Raw genomic sequence first — 16,803 nt, 5'->3', positions numbered from 1 at the left:
AATAAAAAATCAGTTTTAAAAGATTATAAGAATATATAATTGAGAAAAAGCTTTATTATACACCACTATATGCTGAAAAACCACCATCAATAGGAATTACAATTCCTGTTACAAAAGCTGACGCATCATCACATAAAAATTTGGTAGCACTAATTAAATCATCTGGAGTCCCATAACGTCCCATTGGTGTTTGATCTATAATTTGCTGCCCTCTTTGCGTTAAACTTCCATCCTCATTAGTTAATAATGCGCGGTTTTGATCTGTTAAGAAAAACCCTGGAGCTAAAGCATTTACACGAATACCTACTTTAGAAAAATGCACTGATAACCATTGTGTAAAATTAGATATAGCTGCTTTTGCACCACTATATGCAGGTATTTTGGTTAATGGTGTATAGGCATTCATTGAAGAGATGTTTAAAATAGAACATCCTTCTCTACCAACCATGTCTTTAGTAAAAACCTGAGTAGGTATTAAAGAACCTAAGAAGTTTAAGTTAAAAGTAAATTCAATTCCTTTTGGATCTAAATCAAAAAAAGTTTTAAATCCTTCTGTTGTATTTTTTAAATCTTCAATTGCAAAAAATGGATTAGAAGTGGTACTTAAAGGATGATTACCTCCTGCTCCATTTACTAGAATATCTACATTACCAAAAGCATCATTAACAATTTCTTTTGCTTTTTCTAAAGAATCTTTTTCTAGAACATTTGCAGCAACTCCAATAGCTTCTCCTCCTGCATCTTTAATTTCTTTTGCTACTTTATTTGCAGACTCCTCTCTTAAATCTAATACAGCTATTTTATGACCTTGCTTTCCAAGTTCGATTGCCATTGTACTACATAACACTCCTCCTGCACCAGTTATTACTATTATTTTACTCATAAAAACTTAAAATATATATTACAATTTATTAATAAATAAAATTAATATTTTAAAATAAACTTCATGTCCTGTACTATCTTGGTAAGCGTATTTATTAAACACAAAACTACCTTACTGACTGTTTTTAAACAATATAATTGTAAAAAATGAAAAGATTAATATTTATAAAATCTATGTCATCATTTCAAAAAATAAAATATTTAAAGAATATATGGAATAATTTTACATTAATATAAAATTAGATATGTAATTATTTACCCAAGAGAAAGCAAACTTATATCAAACAAACAAATGGTTTTCTAAATTGGTTTAATAGAATACTAAGAAACAAAATTAATTTTAGAAACGCTAACATATCCTTTACAATTTTGCATTAAAATAAAGTAAAAAATTTCTAAACAATAATTTAATAAAAATTAAACAAGAAAATTGAAAATATATTTAGATCAATTCAAAACATCAATTAATCAAAAACTTTAGGAGATTACGAAACAAAATATTTAAGTTAGAAATTGGTGTTTTCTACAAGAATAGCACTAGCTCAAGTAAGCAGAAAGTACAGAAATAATGATATGAATTAGATTTTCAACTGATTAATTCATTTACAAAACATAATAATCATAAAAAATAAGGATTAAAAAAACCGATTATTCTACAATAGTAAATAACTCATTTGAAATATCGAAAGATCTAATATTATTTTTTCTGAATGAACCTTTTTTAATTCTTTAAAAGCATCTCTTTTGTTGCTATAGTTCTAAATCCCATGTGGTCAGACCCTGAGTCTACAGCAAATCCCATTTTAGCTGAGATTCTAAAACTTGCACAATAAGAAACATGACACAAGAAAGAACCTCCTTTCATAACATATTCTTTTTCGTAAGGGTTACTTGGACTGTATGATGTTTTAGCTCCTTTTGGATTTAAGATTGTTTTAGAAATATCTATATGTCTGTAATAATTCACATTGAATAAATCACTTGTGATTTCCCATACATTACCTGTCATATCATATAAACCGATACTATTTGGAGGGTAAGACATAACAGGTGCAATAAGTTCATAACCATCTTTTGATTCATTTTTAGTGGGAAATTGGCCTTGCCAAGTATTGGCTTTAAAATTTAATTCTTCTGAATTATTACCCCATGTATAAATAGTATTATTATTAGTTCCTAGGGCAGCAGACTCCCATTCAGCTTCAGTAGGTAATCGTCTGTTTGCCCATTTACAATAAGCTAGTGCATCTTCTAGAGCAATATGAACTACAGGATAATTTTCTTTACCAAGAAGCGAAGATTCTGGACCTTCAGGATGTTTCCAATTTGCTCCAACCTTCCATGTCCACCATTGATTATAGTTATTCATGTTGACTACAACGTCAATATTCTTATTGAATATTAAACTACCTGGTTGCAAAATGGAATCATGTGGTTTTGATGTATTTAATGGTAGTTGCTTTTTTATTTCATCCCAATCTATTTTTCTCTCTGCAACAGTAATATAATTTGTTGATTTAATAAATTGTTCAAATTGTTTATTAGTTACCTCAGTTATATCTATATAAAATCCGTCTACAGTTACTTTATGCGCAGGTTTTTCTCTGGGCATGGCATATTTATCAGCATTTTTTGCACCAAGTAAAAAAGTTTTTTTTGAGACCCAAACCATACCCTCTGGAGTATCAATGACAGAATCTTTATTACAACTTAGAGAAAGAAAAAATAAAAGAACTAAAAATTTTTTCATAAAGTTTTTCTTATTTTATAATTTAAAAACAAAACTACTAATTAGAAAATAAAATCAGTTTAAAACTTAATAAAATAATTAAAATAGAATTCGTGAAAAATTAAATTTATATTAAAAATTAAATAGAAATAGTTCTGAAGTTTTCTTAATTTTATCAAATAAAAATTAGTAAAATTCTTAAGAATTAGAGTCATGTATCCAATAAATATTTAAAAAATGAAATTTTATAGGATTACAAATTTTATACCCAAATAGAAATACGAAACCCCTTGTAGTACAAAAATAGTTGAGATTGTAAGAAATTAATCCTAAATACGATATCGATCATAAAACCATTTCATTAGCAGCAAAACTGACTGATTTTTATAATGTACACCAAATAAAAAACCTTTTAAGAAAATTCTTAAAAGGTTTATGTCTAATTTTTAATAAAAGCTATTATTTCATCATTTGTAAATTGGTCAATTCTTGATTTGTTAAAGCTCTCCATCTACCTCTTGGTAAATTTTTCTTAGTCAACTCAGCAAAAATAACTCTATCTAATTTATTTACTTTGTAACCAACATGCTCAAAAATCTTTCTAACAATTCTGTTTCTACCAGAATGAATTTCGATTCCAATTTCTGTTTTAGGCTGACCATCAACATAAGAAACCGCATCAATAAACACCTTTCTACCTTCAATAATTACCTCACCTCTTAATTTTTCTAAATCTTTTAAATCTAGTTTTTTGTCTAAAGATGCATGATATAATTTACGCACATTATGCTTTGGATGTGTCAACTTTTTAGCCAAATCTCCATCATTGGTAAACAATAATAAACCTGTTGTATTTCTATCTAAACGTCCTACAGGATAAATTCTCTCTTTTGATGCGTTTGCAACAAGGTCCATAACCGTTTTTCTTCCACGATCATCATCCATTGTTGTTATGTAATTCTTTGGTTTATTTAGTAAAATATACCTTTTCTGTTCTGGTGTAATAGACGTACCATCAAACTGTACAACATCATCTGGCTGAACTTTATAGCCCATTTCTGTAACCAGTTTTCCATTCACTTTTACACTTCCATGCTCAATATAAGTATCTGCTTCTCTTCTAGAACAAACTCCAGAATTGGCAATATACTTGTTTAAACGAATTCCTGTTAATGTATTAGTTTGACCTGGTTTTGACGATTTATTAGCGTCTTTTTTTGAAGTTCTCTTGTTAGATGGTTTTCTACTTAGAGGCTTACTATTGTTGCCTTCAAGTCGTCTTCTCGACGAGTTTTTATTTGAGTTCATTTTATAAATTTTGGCAAAGGTACTTAAATTAGATTTCTAATGTAGGCTATCTATTACCTTTTCTAAAAGTAATGAAGTATCTATAAAAACTAAACAAAAAACACCTATTAAAAGCAATATTTTCAAGGTATTATGTAATAATCTATACTGATTCTTCTTGTTTGATATCCATAGAAAAACACCAACAGCTATTAGCGAAATTAAAGCTAAATAAAAATAATATTTCATATAACTCAACTCTGGAAACTTAAATAATATTGCAATTGGAAAAATGGTAGAAATGAGCAATACAATGGACAATTCTTTTGTTTTTCTTTCTCCGTAAGCTACAGAAAAAGTATTGTAATTATTAGCCAAAGCGCCTTTCATATTTTCTAAATCTTTGATTAATTCTCTAACCATAATTACAAAAAACAAGAAAATAGCATGCACAAATATTATTTCTGAGAAATTTTTATAGTATACAAAAATCACAAAAAAAGGCAGAATGGTTAATACAGTTGCAGAAATTAAACCCGTTAATGGATACTTCTTTAACTTGTGAGAATAGAACCAAATTCCGAAAATATATACAGAAAAGAAAAGTGCTGCTTTCCAACTAACAAAACATGAGAATATAAACCCGATAAAATTTAATATAAAATATAAGCTAAGTTTGGTTTCTTGCTTCACATAATTATCTACCCCCGTTTTAACTGGTCTATTAATTCGATCTACTTTTACATCATAAAAATTATTAACAATATAACCAGCAGCAACAACACAGACAGTTGCAATAACTGTGAATAATAAATGTAAATCAAAAACTACAACTCTAATAGAATGTTTAGGCGAGAAAATAAATATAGCTGCTAAATACTGAGCAGCTATTAAGACTAAAATATTGTAACCTCTTACAACAGATAGTAAACTAAAAATTTTTTTTAAGAAAGTCTTCATTTTAGAAGAACTCATAAGAAATGGTTTAGAATCTATAAACTAATTCTAATTTATAGTCTTTTAGACTTTCTTGAGCCTTTTGATAATCTTCAGTGAAACCTAAGATGTAACCTCCACCTCCAGAACCACAAAGTTTCAAATAATAGTCATTTGTACTAATACCTTGAGCCCAAATTTTATGAAAAGCATCAGGAATCATTGGCTTAAAGTTCTTTAATACAACTTTAGATAACTTTTTCACATTACCAAATAAAGAAGATACATTACCAGATAAAAAATCTTCTATACAAGCATCTGTATGAGTTGCAAACTCTTCGCTTATCATTTTTCTAAACCCTTCGTTTTTCATTTTATTCATAAAAATGTTAACCATAGGTTCTGTTTCACCAATTTGCTCAGAATCTAATAAGAACACAGCTCCTTTACCTTCTTTCTGAGAAGGAATACCTGCAGGCTCAATATTTTCTTTAGAATTGATTAAAATAGGTAAACTTAAATACGAATTTAGAGGATCTAAACCTGAACTTTTACCATGAAAGAAAGACTCCATTAAAGAAAAAATCTCTTTTAACTTTAATAACTTTTCTCTTGTTAAATTTTCTAAAACTGTAATTTTACCTGTAGCATAGTTATCATAGATTGATGCCACCAAAGCTCCTGAGCTTCCTACTCCATAACCTTGAGGTATAGAAGAATCAAAGTACATTCCACTATTAACATCATTTTTAAAAGCCTCTAAGTTAAAAGTAACTTTATCAGAATTTAATTGCGATAAATGGTTGTAAAAGCGTAACAAATTTGCATTAGAATCTTTAGCTGCACCTTCTAAATTTGTAGAAGACTTTAAGGCACCTCTATATGCATTAAATGGAATGGCCAGACCTTTGGAATCTTTTATAATTCCATATTCTCCAAACAGAAGTATTTTAGCATAAAATAACGGACCTTTCATTTTTCTTTTACAATTGTTTCACAAAAATACGATTATTTATTCTAATAGGATTTATAAGTTTTTGTAAAAAGTTTTCCAAACTCCCACCTTTTCATCATTCTTATACTTCCCTTTTTGTATAATTTTTCCGTTTTTATCATAAGTTTTCCAAACACCTTCCCTTAAACCATCTTCATAAAAACCAATGCTTTTTAACTCACCTGTATTGTAATATATTAAAAATTTACCATCTGGATTACCTTTAATATAATTAGCTTCTTGCGCTTTTTTACCTGAAATGTAGTAATCTATAATCCATTCTTTTTTAGACTTATTATCAGAAATAGTTCTGTAATAGACTGCTTTTTCTTTGGTTACTACATTCCAATTTGAATCAAAATACACTTTAGATTGTGCTTGGGTTGAGAACGAAAAAAAGGTTAAAAAAAATAAAGGTAATAGTAATTTTAGATTCATAAAAGGCTTATTAACAGCAGTTTTACTACAATTTTGCAGCTCCTAAACCTACTGTATCACAAATATAATGATTTTTCTGACAGAACTTTGACAGCTCTTTATCTATGAATTGCAAAACGGTTTCTTTCTCATTTTCTGGAAACAACACATGTACATTTGCACCTGCATCTAGTGTAAAACAAATATTACTATTAGTCGTTTTTCTATACTCCCAGATTGTATTGATAATTTCTAGCGTGTTTGACTTCATTAAAATAAAATAAGGAGTACTGGTTAACATCATAGCATGCAAAGTTAAAGCCTCACTTTCAACCAGATGAATAAACTCTTTGATATCACCTTCTTTTAGAATATTTGAAATTTTAGTAAGATTATCATTTGCTTGTTGAAACCTATTTGTAGCATAAGGATGGTTGTGCATTAAGTTATGACCAACAGTACTTGATACTTGTTTCTCTCCTTTATCTACTAACAAAATAACATCTTGATAGTTTTCGAAAATTGGAGCTACTTTAAAAGGAAACTGAACTCCAAATAAATCTGAGCTTTCTGGAATTTCTGGATGTTTACCCCAAACAACTAATGGCCCTTCAATACTTCTGCTTGCACTTCCTGAACCTAATCTTGCTAAAAATGACGCTTTTTTATTGATAAAATCTTCAGGTAATTTTGCTATTAATTCATTTTCTAAACTCATTAAACACATAGCAATAGCACTTAAACCACTTGCAGAAGACGCAATTCCACTAGAATGTGGAAATGAATTTTCTGAATGAATGATCATTTTATAATCAAAAATATAAGGGCAATAATCTGCTACTCTTTTAAAAAATTCTGCAATTTTTGGCTTAAACTCTTCTTTTTGTTCTCCTTCAAAAAACAAATCGAAAGTAACTTCAGATGATTTGTTTGTTTTTTCGAATTCGATGGTAGTAATTGTATGACAATTATTTAGTGTAAAACTGATAGATACATTTTTAGGAATTTGAGGATTACTTTTCCCCCAATATTTTACCAAAGCAATATTACTAGGTGTTTTCCATGTAAATTTTGCGTTTTTAACTAAATTTAAATCTGATTTTACTAAAAATTGATCTGTACTCAAAGTCTAAAAATTTATCACAAATATAAACGTATAACTAAACATCTGCTAATTTATCTAAAACCGATTCTTTATAACTTCTACTAATTGGCACAGTTTTATCTTTAATTTCTAAAAATTCATTAGTATAAGAATTAATCTTTCTAAAAGCTACAATAAAAGATCTGTGCGAACGTATAAATAATTGAGATGGTAGTTTTTCTTCAAAATTAGTAATGGTTTCTCTACAAACCAAACACATGCTAAACAAAAAAGCATAGATGGTATATAAAGTAAATTGACTATACTTTTTAATGTATTAAATAATCAGGAATTATTTGATACATAAAACTGTAAGAAGCAACTATTGAAACGATACTTAAAATACTCGAAAACCAGAAAATAAAACTTTGGTTAGATGAACCTGCACTAAAGAATGTATAATAGAAAAACCATACAATTACCCAAAACAAAAGATGTATAGGAATCTTTGATAATTTATTTAGGATGCTTTTATTCATACTACAAAATAAGATTTTTTTATCTTGAAAAGTAAATTAAAGACGAAATACTATTTTAAAGCTCTATTCTACCTATTTTCTGTAAAATTAAAGAAAAATCAAGTTTTTGGTTAAAAGCAGTTTTAATTAAGAAGTTCGTCGCAAAAAAAATATTAACTCAGAATTTAGAAATACATTTAATCTATAATTAAAAAAACATCTTATGAACTTTATTATGCAGGGTGGACCAATTTTTATGGTTCCTTTATTATTATTACAGATTGCAATTTTTATTTTATTTGTAAAAGGATTAAAAGACAACTCAGAAAAAACAATAAAATTAATAAAAGAACTAGGCTTATTTGCTTTTGTTTTTGGAGTATTAGGCTTTATAATTGGTATGCTTGGTGGATTAGAAGAAATTTCACAATCAACAGATATTGCTCCTCAAGTTTTAGCTGGAGGCTTTAAAATTGGATTATTATCCCACACTTTTGGTTTAGTTATTTTTTTAATAGGAAAATTATTTTCAATTATTTTAATTTCTAAAAAAAGCTAATTACTATTATTTTTGGCTTTAAAAAACATCAACTCTTATAAAGTGTTGATGTTTTTTTGTTTGTATTTTTGTTTAAATGAAGAATAACAATGTTTTTTTACTATTAAATGGAGAAAAACCAAAATCCTTACCAGATTTAAGCAAATATGAAATTATTTGTGCTACAGATAGTGCTTATCAATACCTTGAAAAAAACAGTATTACTCCTACTTTTATTGCTGGCGATTTTGATTCCTTAAAAAAATTACCTCAGGAAATAGAGGTAATCAATACACCAAATCAAAATTATACAGATTTTGATAAAATACTTCAAATTCTTTTTGAAAGAGATTATACCTCTATTGATGTTTATGGAGCAAGTGGAGCAGAACAAGATCATTTTTTAGGAAACTTACATACTGCAATTCAATGGAAAAGTAAATTAAACCTTACTTTTTATGATAATCATAGTAGGTATTTTCTTGCAAATAATAAGACTAAAATTACAGCGTGTAAAGACCAAATTGTGTCTTTAATTCCTTTTCCTAAAGCAACAAATATTTTAACTGAAGGTTTGGAATACCTTATAACAAATGAAGATTTAACTTTCGGAGAAAGAATTGGTACTCGAAATAAAGCAATAAATAATGAAGTTTCGATTTCATTTTCAGAAGGAAATTTATTTATCTTCATCAATCATTAAACACAATGGATAGAAAAATAAAATTATTGTGGGATTTTAGAGGCCCAGATGCAAAGGAAACTGCCAAACATCATACCATTCACTTAAAAGAGTTTGCAGTTTTAGAAAAACTTACTTTTCATGAAATTGACATCAAAGAAAATAATCCAATGTTGGTTTCTGCTTTTATCATTGTTGATGAAAAAGACATGAAGACTTACAGGGATACCTTAAAACCTCATAGAGGGGAAGTCGCCTAAATTAAAAGTTATTTTAACTTAAAATTCATGTAAACAGGCAAATGATCTGAAGCTTGTTCGAATTCATTTAAACCGCTACCAGAAACATACTCAATAGATTCCTTAGTATAAAAAATATAATCTATTCTCTCATAAGGGCTTTTAGTATCAAATGTATTTGCAATATTGTTTTTACTAAAGGCTGCATTACCTATTTTGTCTGAGTTTAATAGCTGTTGTACAGCTGCATCTTTATCTCTAGCACGAGAGTTAAAATCACCCAAAAGAATAGTAGGATAATGGTCTTTATATCTATTAAAAAAGCTTCTACTTCCTTAAATTGTTTAGCTCTTATTGCTTTATCAAATGCCTCCAAATGAATATTTATAATTACTATTTCTTTGCCACTAATATTCGCTTTTACAATTTGTGCTAATCTTTCTAAATAGAAGGCATCTCTATAAAAAGGAGAATCTTCCACTCTAGATAAAATTATTCTTTCTTGGTTAGCTAATTGGCCAATAAGGAAAAGGTAAATAGTGCTCATCCCAATTAATGGTTCTTGCTGTAAAATTATATCCTAATTTGGCAATTTCTTCTTCTTGATTAATGTAATATGAGCGTGAAGCATCATAATCTATTTCTTGAAAAGCTATAATATCTGGCGAAACATTTTTTATTTCCTTTTTTACCTTTTGTAAATTAGCATCAAAAAGCTCTTTTGGCTTAGGAGTAGGTCTGTTGTTTGTAATTCCACTTAAATAACCAATATTTTAAGTGGCAATGCTAAAAACAGAATCTTTATTCTCTAAAAACACATCAGAATTCTGAATTATTTTGGCATATTCGTTTTTATCTAAACTAGATGATGATGCCCAAAAATAAAAGACAGTAAAGCCAATAATTAATAGTATAAAAACTCTTAAAAGGATTTTAAAAAGATGCTTCATTAACTTTCTGATGTATTTTCTGGTGGAACATCATTTTTGAACTCTGTAAGAATATTTTGTATTGTAGCATTAATATTCTCTCTACCAGTGTTGTATTTAGGAGATAGGTTACTCTTATCTGGAAATTGTTCTATTGTAACTGTAGTAGAAGGAAATGCAAATTCCACTCCTAAAGCTGCTGCTAATTTAATAATAGCAATATGCAATCTGTGCTTAGAGGTTTGCTCTTCACTCCAAGCCAAACTTTTAAAATAAACATTAACCATAATTAATAAAGCTGAATCTCCAAAACCTGTAAATTCTACATTATAAGAATCTGACCTGGTTTCTGGATGTTCTATAATAATTTGACGCACTCCATTAACAAAAGCCTCTATTAATTCTGGTGGTGTATCATAACGTAATCCTAAATTGGTATTGTATCTTCTGTACAAACGTAACCCTTTATTGTTAATCACAATTTCAGACAATTTACTATTGGGTATCTGATAAATTGAGGTATCTGCAGCTCTTACTCTTGTAGATCTAAAACCTACAGTTTCTACAGTTCCGACGACTTCTCCTGCCTCTATCCAATCGTCTATATGAAAGGGTTTGTCTACAAAAATCATTATTGTACCTATTAAGTTTCTGACAGTATCTTGAGATGCCAAAGCAAAAGCTAAACCACCAATTGTTGCACCTGCTAATAACGTTGTAGTGTCTACTCCAAAAAAAGTTAATAATTTTAAAAAACCGAATACAAGCACAATACCTGTAAATAAGTTATTTAAAATTGGTACAAGTTGGTCATCTAATCTACTATGTGTTTTTGCTGTAAAATCTGAATAAATATGCATCACTACTTTCACTAGTTTTAGAAATACATAAATCCAAAAAACAGTTTCTATAATATTTAAACCTAGAAAAAACCATCTGTTTATAGCTAATGAGAATTGTAACGAAGGAAAAACAGTACTTATAAACTGAATAGAGAATAAAAGACTAATTGGATGTGCTAGTTTTTTTAAATATTGATCTAATTCTAGATTTGTATTGCTTTTAGTAATATAATGCTGTATTTTTTTTAAGAACTTAAATGCTAGTTTTTTTACTACAAAATAGAAAACAAATCCAAAAAACAATAACAAAAGCAGCCCTACAAGTTGCCAAACCTCTATCCCAAAAAATTGATAATGACCATATTCAGGTACAATTTCTTGAATCCAATTTACATACCAAGGAAAAACATTATTATAAATCGCATCTATTTTAGCAACTGTTTCTGATGAATAATACCAGTTATTATTTTTTTTCTCTACGTAAATTTCTGGCAATCGGTTAGGAAAAACAACATACCTCGCAAATGTTTTTACACCAATAGAGTCTGTATAATTTGGGTTTGTTGGTATGCTATTAAAGTCTACAAAAAGTCCTTTACCGTCTAAAACTTGTTTGATTTTTATGACTTTTCTAATCGCTTTTTTCTCCTCTAACCCATAAATAGTTTTAGCAGCTTTTTTAGGCTGATAGTTATTTTCTTGTAAAAAGTCTAAGTGTGTGTTTATAGTAGCATTCGGATTACTTAAATCTACTTGTAAACTATCTAAAGACTGTTGTTGTCCTAATAAAAAACTTGGTAATATTAAAAAAACTAAAAATATCTTCCTCATCACTAAAATTGTTAATTACGTGTTAAATTCCAGACAAATTTAAACCTTTTCTATTTTCTAGAGTCAAAGGAGCATAAATAAAAAATTAAACAAATTATAATTATGAAAAAAACAGCCAGCATTTTACTGCTATTATTCGCATTTACTTTTACTACTCAAGCACAACAAAAAAAAAGAAATAAAAAACCTAATTTTTCTATTGAGCAACGCACAGAATTGGCCGTAAAAAGAATGACATTAGCTTTAGATTTATCTGATAAGCAACAAGATGAAATTAAGCCATTATTAATGGCACAAGCTCAAGATAGAAAAGCAGCAATGAAAAAAAGAAAAGCTTTAAGAGATGAAGAAAAAAAGCTTTCTGCAGATGAACTTTTTGCAATGAAGAATCAGCAATTAGAAGCTAAAATTGAATTCAAAAATAAAATGAAAGATATTTTAAAGGCTGAGCAGTTTGAAAAATTTGAGAAAATGGCTAAGAAAAGAAAGCAAAAATGGAAACAGATGTTGAAACGTAAAGGAATGAAAAAGAGAATGGGAAACAGAAGAGGTAGATAAAAATAGTTTTAGTTAATTAGTTGAATTAATGCCCGATTTCAAATTTGAAACCGGGTTTTTTATTCTTTAAACCAACTTGAATATTTCACATAGTTATTTGCAATTCTATCAATTTCTCCAGAAGTTAATTCTTTAGAAATATCTTTTATTTTTTTAGCTGGAATACCAGCATAAATACTTCCTCCTTCTACGATTGTGTTTTTAGAAACAACTGCACCAGCAGCAATTATAGAATTACTTTCTATTACACAGTTATCCATGACGATACTTCCCATACCAATCAAAACATTGTCTTTAATTGAACAACCATGCACAATAGCATTGTGACCAATAGAAACATTATTCCCAATAGTTGTTGGTGATTTTTGATAGGTTGCATGAATAACAGCTCCGTCCTGTATATTCACTTTGTTCCCAATTTCTATATAATGGACATCACCTCTAATAACAGCATTATACCAAACCGAGCACTCTTTTCCCAGAGAAACTTCTCCTAAAATAGTAGCGTTTTCAGCAATAAAACAATCTGTTGGTATTTTTGGAGTTTTTCCTCTTACTGATTTTATGATTGGCATTGGCGAATTTTAATTGAATTTTTATTGTAATAATAATTGTTGATCTACAATTAAAGTAGTCCCTGATAGGTTGTTTAATTGTTGTAAAAAAATTATAGTAAGCCCATATTTTCTACTTATAGCATATAAGGTATCCCCTTTTTTTACTTTATGCGTTTTAGGTATTTTATAGATACGTTTAGCTTGCTTAACCTTTTTTCTTCTCTTATTCTGCTTGGTTTTTTTTCTATTACCATTTTCTTTTATGGCATCAAACTCATATAAACGATAAGTTTTAATTAGGTTCAATAATTTAATAGGATACTTTTTATCTGTAGCATACCCTGCTTTTCGCAAACCGTAAGCCCATTTTTTATAATCTTTTAAATCATAATCAAACAAAAAGGCATAGCGCTTTCGTTCTGAAAGAAATAATGAATGGTCTTTATAAGATGTTTCTGGAAAATTGTACTTCCTGAAACACTCTCCTTTTTCATCATCATCATGATATACTTTTTCACCTTGCCAAGCTGTATGACATTTAATACCAAAATGATTATTTGATTTTAAAGCCAATTCGCTTCTACCTCTTCCTGATTCTAGAATACCTTGTGCTAAAGTTATACTAGCAGGTATTTTATATTGATGCATTTCTTTTACAGCAATAGCAGCAAATCTTTCTATATAAGCTAATGTATATTTATTTAAATTAGGGTTACTTTTTTTTAGGTTTTTAATAAATTTTTTTTCATTTACAGAAGGTGTCTCTAGAGGTATTGGTTCTAATGTTACAGCATCTTTTTTAGACGTAGTTACAGGTTTTTTTTGCAACCAACAACTTTGTAAAAGAAAAATACATGATAAAAAAAGAACTATTCTAATATGCATTATGTCTGTATTAAAGGGTGATTTTTAAACTTTAATTTCCTGTTAAAACCTTTGAGACCTTGTAAGCCACCAGTATGAATGGCGAGTATCTTGGTGTTTGGTGAAAAATAATCATTTCGAACCAAATCTAATATCCCAAACATCATTTTACCAGTATAAATTGGATCTAATAAGATATTCATCTGACTTTTAAAATCGTTCATAAAACGAATTAAAGTCTCATTATATTTTGCATAACCGCCAAAATCATAATCAGTTTGTAACTTCCAATTATCATTAAAATGTGCATGCTTTTTTATTTCGTTATTTAAAAAATTGCCTTTTAATGCAGGGAAGCCAATACATTTTTGGTGACTTTGCAAAGAGTTTATTACTCCAGAAATGGTACCTCCAGTTCCAACTGCCACACAAATATAATCGAAAATTATATCTTGATTTGTTAAAATTTCTTGACAACCTTTTACAGCAAGTGGGTTAGTGCCTCCTTCAGGAATTAAATAGAAGTCACCAAATTCAGTTTTTAAACTATTTAGAAAATCAGCATTTTCTTTGTCTCTGTATACAGTTCTTGAAATGAATTTAAAGGTCATTCCATTTTTTTTCGCCTCTCTTAAGGTTGCGTTTTCAGCTAGAGTTTCTTTTAAATCACTGGCTAATTCTTTACCCCTAATTATACCAATACTTTTAAAACCATTTAAATTAGCTGCAACAGCTGTAGCAACTATATGATTAGAAAAAGCTCCTCCAAAAGTCAATAAAGTGTCTTTCTTTTTATTTTTGGCTTCAGTTAAATTGTACTTTAATTTTCTAAATTTATTACCAGAAACAAAAGGATGTATTTCATCTTCTCTTTTTACAAAAAGCTCAACACCTTTTTCTTTTAAAAGAGGTAATTCAATTTTTTGATTTTCGGAAATATACGTTGTATTAAAGTCCATTTAATTTAATTTCCAAACCTAAAATAGCGTTATTGTTTATGAAAAATTAGAGATTTGCCCCTCTACTTTTTCCCAATCTTCCATTAAAGTATCTACTGTGTCTTTTTTAGCTTTATAGTTCTTAAAAAAATCTGGTTTAGAAGAAACTTCATCATAATTTTGAGCTAACTCTAAATCAATATTTTCAATTTCAGTTTCTAAGTTTGCAATTTCAATTTCGATTTTAGAAAGCTTGTTATTCAACTTTTTTAATTCTTTTTCTTGCTCTCTACTTAGTTGATGCGCTTCTTTTTTAAAAGTATCTTTTTCTACTTTTACCACAGTTTTCTTTTCAGCTTCACGTAAACTTTCCATTTTGTGCTGCTCTAAGAAATAATCAATATCACCTAAATACTCTTTAATTTCTTTATCTCTAAAACCATACACGGTAGACGTTAATCCTTGTAAGAATTCTCTATCATGTGACACAACTATTAAAGTACCATTAAAGTTATTTAAGGCTTCTTTTAAAACAGTTTTAGAGGCAATATCCAAATGGTTTGTAGGCTCATCCATGATTAAGACATTGAATGGTTGCAATAACAATTTACATAAAGCCAACCTGTTTCTCTCTCCACCTGAAAGTACTTTTGCTTTTTTATCTACAGCATCTCCACCAAATAAGAAAGAACCTAACATATCTCTAACTCGCATTCTGTTAGTATCTGTAGCAGCATCTTCCATAATTTCTAACACCGTTTTTTCTGGTGGTAGATATTCAGACTGATTTTGAGCAAAATAACCTACCTCTACATTATGACCTAACTTTAGATGCCCTTCAAAAGGAATTTCGCCAACCATCATTTTTGCCAAAGTTGATTTACCTTGACCATTTTGACCAACAAAGGCAATTTTACTATTTCTTTCAATCAATAAGTCTACACCTTCTAAAACCTGCTTTTCTCCATAACTTTTAGATAAATTTTCTGCTTCTACAATTATTTTTCCTGGTTCTCTAGAAATTGCAAAACGCACATTCATAGCCTGATTGTCATCTTGATCTACCTCTATCAACTCAACTTTATCTAGTTGTTTCATTAAAGATTGAGCCATAGATGCTTTACTAGCCTTTGCTTTAAATTTATCTATTAATTGCTGTTTTTGTTTTATTTCTTTTTCTTGATTCTTCTGAGCTTGTAACTGTTTTTCCTTTATTTCTCCTCTTAATTCTAAGAATTGAGAATAAGGTTTTTTGTAATCGTAAATTTGCCCTAAAGAGATTTCTATAGTTCTGTTAGTAACATTATCTAAGAACATTTTATCATGAGAAACCAAGACAATTGCCCCTGAATATCCTTTTAAGAAATTTTCTAACCATATAATAGATTCAATATCTAAGTGGTTTGTTGGCTCATCTAATAACAAAATATCATTATTCTGTAATAGTAATTTTGCCAACTCAATTCGCATTCTCCAACCACCAGAAAAAGTATCTGTAAGCTTGTTAAAATCCTCTCTTTGAAAACCTAAACCTTGTAATATTTTCTCTGTATCTCCTTGATAATTATAACCTCCTAAAAGTTCATAGCGTTCTTGCTTGTCTGTAAGGTCTTGAATTAATTGCGTGTAAGAATCACTTTCGTAGTCTGTTCTAGTTGTAAGCTGGTTATTAATCACCTCTAACTCTGCTTCTAATTTTTTAATTTCTTCGAATGCTTGATAGGCTTCTTCTAAAATTGTTCGTCCTTCCACAAAATCTATATCTTGTCTTAAGAAACCAATTTGCACATCCTTATCAAAAGCCATAGTACCTCCACTACTTTCTATATCTTTAGAAAGCACTTTTAGTAAGGTAGATTTACCTGCTCCATTTTTACCTATTAAACCAATTCTATCTCCCTTATTTAATTTAAAAGTGATACCTGAGAATAGGTCTGTTCCCATAAAAGAAACAGTTAAGTTATGTACGTTTAACATG

Annotated in this window: 19 protein-coding genes; 4 read left to right on the top strand and 15 right to left on the bottom strand. The window is 28.8% G+C overall.

Translation table 11 applies throughout. The features are described 5' to 3' along the window. Nucleotides 1-55: 55 nt before the first annotated feature. From Q0L44_RS03315 to Q0L44_RS03280, 8 genes are all read right to left on the bottom strand, one after another. A complete protein-coding gene (locus Q0L44_RS03315; protein WP_296635248.1) occupies nucleotides 56-883 on the bottom strand; it encodes an SDR family oxidoreductase in 828 nt (275 codons plus the stop codon). A gap of 720 nt (nucleotides 884-1,603) precedes the next feature. Continuing rightward, the gene (locus Q0L44_RS03310) at nucleotides 1,604-2,632 is read right to left on the bottom strand and encodes a formylglycine-generating enzyme family protein (RefSeq protein ID WP_296635245.1); all 1,029 of its coding nucleotides are present in this window, start codon (nucleotides 2,630-2,632) and stop codon (nucleotides 1,604-1,606) included. A 438-nt stretch (nucleotides 2,633-3,070) separates the two neighbouring features. Then, nucleotides 3,071-3,919, bottom strand: a complete 849-nt coding sequence (locus tag Q0L44_RS03305) for a pseudouridine synthase (RefSeq protein ID WP_296635243.1) — start codon at nucleotides 3,917-3,919, stop codon at nucleotides 3,071-3,073. Between the two features lie 36 nt (nucleotides 3,920-3,955). Then, nucleotides 3,956-4,873 carry a geranylgeranylglycerol-phosphate geranylgeranyltransferase gene (locus Q0L44_RS03300; protein WP_296635239.1) on the bottom strand — a complete coding sequence of 306 codons (918 nt, stop codon included), beginning with the start codon at nucleotides 4,871-4,873 and terminating at the stop codon, nucleotides 3,956-3,958. 10 nt (nucleotides 4,874-4,883) lie between these two features. After that, on the bottom strand, nucleotides 4,884-5,810 hold the full coding sequence (locus tag Q0L44_RS03295; RefSeq protein ID WP_296635237.1) for a mevalonate kinase: 927 nt from the start codon (nucleotides 5,808-5,810) through the stop codon (nucleotides 4,884-4,886). 51 nt (nucleotides 5,811-5,861) lie between these two features. Further along, nucleotides 5,862-6,266 carry a hypothetical protein gene (locus Q0L44_RS03290; protein WP_296635235.1) on the bottom strand — a complete coding sequence of 135 codons (405 nt, stop codon included), beginning with the start codon at nucleotides 6,264-6,266 and terminating at the stop codon, nucleotides 5,862-5,864. A gap of 25 nt (nucleotides 6,267-6,291) precedes the next feature. Then, a complete protein-coding gene (locus Q0L44_RS03285; RefSeq protein ID WP_296635232.1) occupies nucleotides 6,292-7,371 on the bottom strand; it encodes a diphosphomevalonate decarboxylase in 1,080 nt (359 codons plus the stop codon). A gap of 34 nt (nucleotides 7,372-7,405) precedes the next feature. After that, entirely contained in the window at nucleotides 7,406-7,609 is a 204-nt protein-coding gene (locus Q0L44_RS03280) for a LytTR family DNA-binding domain-containing protein (RefSeq protein ID WP_296635230.1), read from the bottom strand. A 461-nt stretch (nucleotides 7,610-8,070) separates the two neighbouring features. Between Q0L44_RS03280 and Q0L44_RS03275 the strand changes: the two genes are divergently transcribed. The 3 genes from Q0L44_RS03275 (at nucleotide 8,071) to Q0L44_RS03265 (ending at nucleotide 9,327) form a co-directional block, all read left to right on the top strand. Beyond that, nucleotides 8,071-8,406 carry a hypothetical protein gene (locus Q0L44_RS03275; protein WP_296635227.1) on the top strand — a complete coding sequence of 112 codons (336 nt, stop codon included), beginning with the start codon at nucleotides 8,071-8,073 and terminating at the stop codon, nucleotides 8,404-8,406. A gap of 76 nt (nucleotides 8,407-8,482) precedes the next feature. After that, nucleotides 8,483-9,088 carry a thiamine diphosphokinase gene (locus tag Q0L44_RS03270; RefSeq protein WP_296635226.1) on the top strand — a complete coding sequence of 202 codons (606 nt, stop codon included), beginning with the start codon at nucleotides 8,483-8,485 and terminating at the stop codon, nucleotides 9,086-9,088. A gap of 5 nt (nucleotides 9,089-9,093) precedes the next feature. After that, on the top strand, nucleotides 9,094-9,327 hold the full coding sequence (locus tag Q0L44_RS03265; RefSeq protein ID WP_296635224.1) for a hypothetical protein: 234 nt from the start codon (nucleotides 9,094-9,096) through the stop codon (nucleotides 9,325-9,327). 8 nt (nucleotides 9,328-9,335) lie between these two features. On the opposite strand, the gene Q0L44_RS03260 is transcribed toward Q0L44_RS03265, so the two are convergent. From Q0L44_RS03260 to Q0L44_RS03250, 3 genes are all read right to left on the bottom strand, one after another. Next, the gene (locus Q0L44_RS03260; protein WP_296635462.1) at nucleotides 9,336-9,596 is read right to left on the bottom strand and encodes an endonuclease/exonuclease/phosphatase family protein; all 261 of its coding nucleotides are present in this window, start codon (nucleotides 9,594-9,596) and stop codon (nucleotides 9,336-9,338) included. A 483-nt stretch (nucleotides 9,597-10,079) separates the two neighbouring features. Next, entirely contained in the window at nucleotides 10,080-10,256 is a 177-nt protein-coding gene (locus Q0L44_RS03255; RefSeq protein WP_296635223.1) for a hypothetical protein, read from the bottom strand. Then, complete coding sequence (locus Q0L44_RS03250) at nucleotides 10,256-11,908, bottom strand: mechanosensitive ion channel family protein (RefSeq protein WP_296635220.1); 1,653 nt, start codon at nucleotides 11,906-11,908, stop codon at nucleotides 10,256-10,258. The genes Q0L44_RS03255 and Q0L44_RS03250 overlap by 1 nt, the downstream gene beginning before the upstream one ends. A 102-nt stretch (nucleotides 11,909-12,010) precedes the next feature. Here Q0L44_RS03250 and Q0L44_RS03245 point away from each other — a divergent pair, with 102 nt between their 5' ends. Next, entirely contained in the window at nucleotides 12,011-12,466 is a 456-nt protein-coding gene (locus tag Q0L44_RS03245) for a hypothetical protein (protein ID WP_296635217.1), read from the top strand. Nucleotides 12,467-12,525: 59 nt separating this feature from the next. Here Q0L44_RS03245 and Q0L44_RS03240 read toward each other — a convergent pair whose 3' ends face one another. Genes Q0L44_RS03240 through Q0L44_RS03225 form a run of 4 tightly spaced genes read right to left on the bottom strand, consistent with a single transcriptional unit; the run spans nucleotide 12,526 to nucleotide 16,802 of the window. After that, a complete protein-coding gene (locus tag Q0L44_RS03240) occupies nucleotides 12,526-13,041 on the bottom strand; it encodes a gamma carbonic anhydrase family protein (protein ID WP_296635215.1) in 516 nt (171 codons plus the stop codon). A gap of 21 nt (nucleotides 13,042-13,062) precedes the next feature. Beyond that, nucleotides 13,063-13,851, bottom strand: coding sequence for a glucosaminidase domain-containing protein (locus Q0L44_RS03235; RefSeq protein ID WP_366085023.1), 789 nt, complete (start codon nucleotides 13,849-13,851; stop codon nucleotides 13,063-13,065). A gap of 56 nt (nucleotides 13,852-13,907) precedes the next feature. Then, nucleotides 13,908-14,846 carry a pyridoxal-phosphate dependent enzyme gene (locus tag Q0L44_RS03230; protein ID WP_296635209.1) on the bottom strand — a complete coding sequence of 313 codons (939 nt, stop codon included), beginning with the start codon at nucleotides 14,844-14,846 and terminating at the stop codon, nucleotides 13,908-13,910. Between the two features lie 36 nt (nucleotides 14,847-14,882). Further along, entirely contained in the window at nucleotides 14,883-16,802 is a 1,920-nt protein-coding gene (locus Q0L44_RS03225; protein ID WP_296635207.1) for an ABC-F family ATP-binding cassette domain-containing protein, read from the bottom strand. Nucleotide 16,803: the final 1 nt, after the last annotated feature.

It is taken from the genome of Polaribacter sp. (genome assembly GCF_024639685.1).
Classification (GTDB): domain Bacteria; phylum Bacteroidota; class Bacteroidia; order Flavobacteriales; family Flavobacteriaceae; genus Polaribacter.
This window is presented reverse-complemented; position numbering and strand designations above follow the sequence as displayed.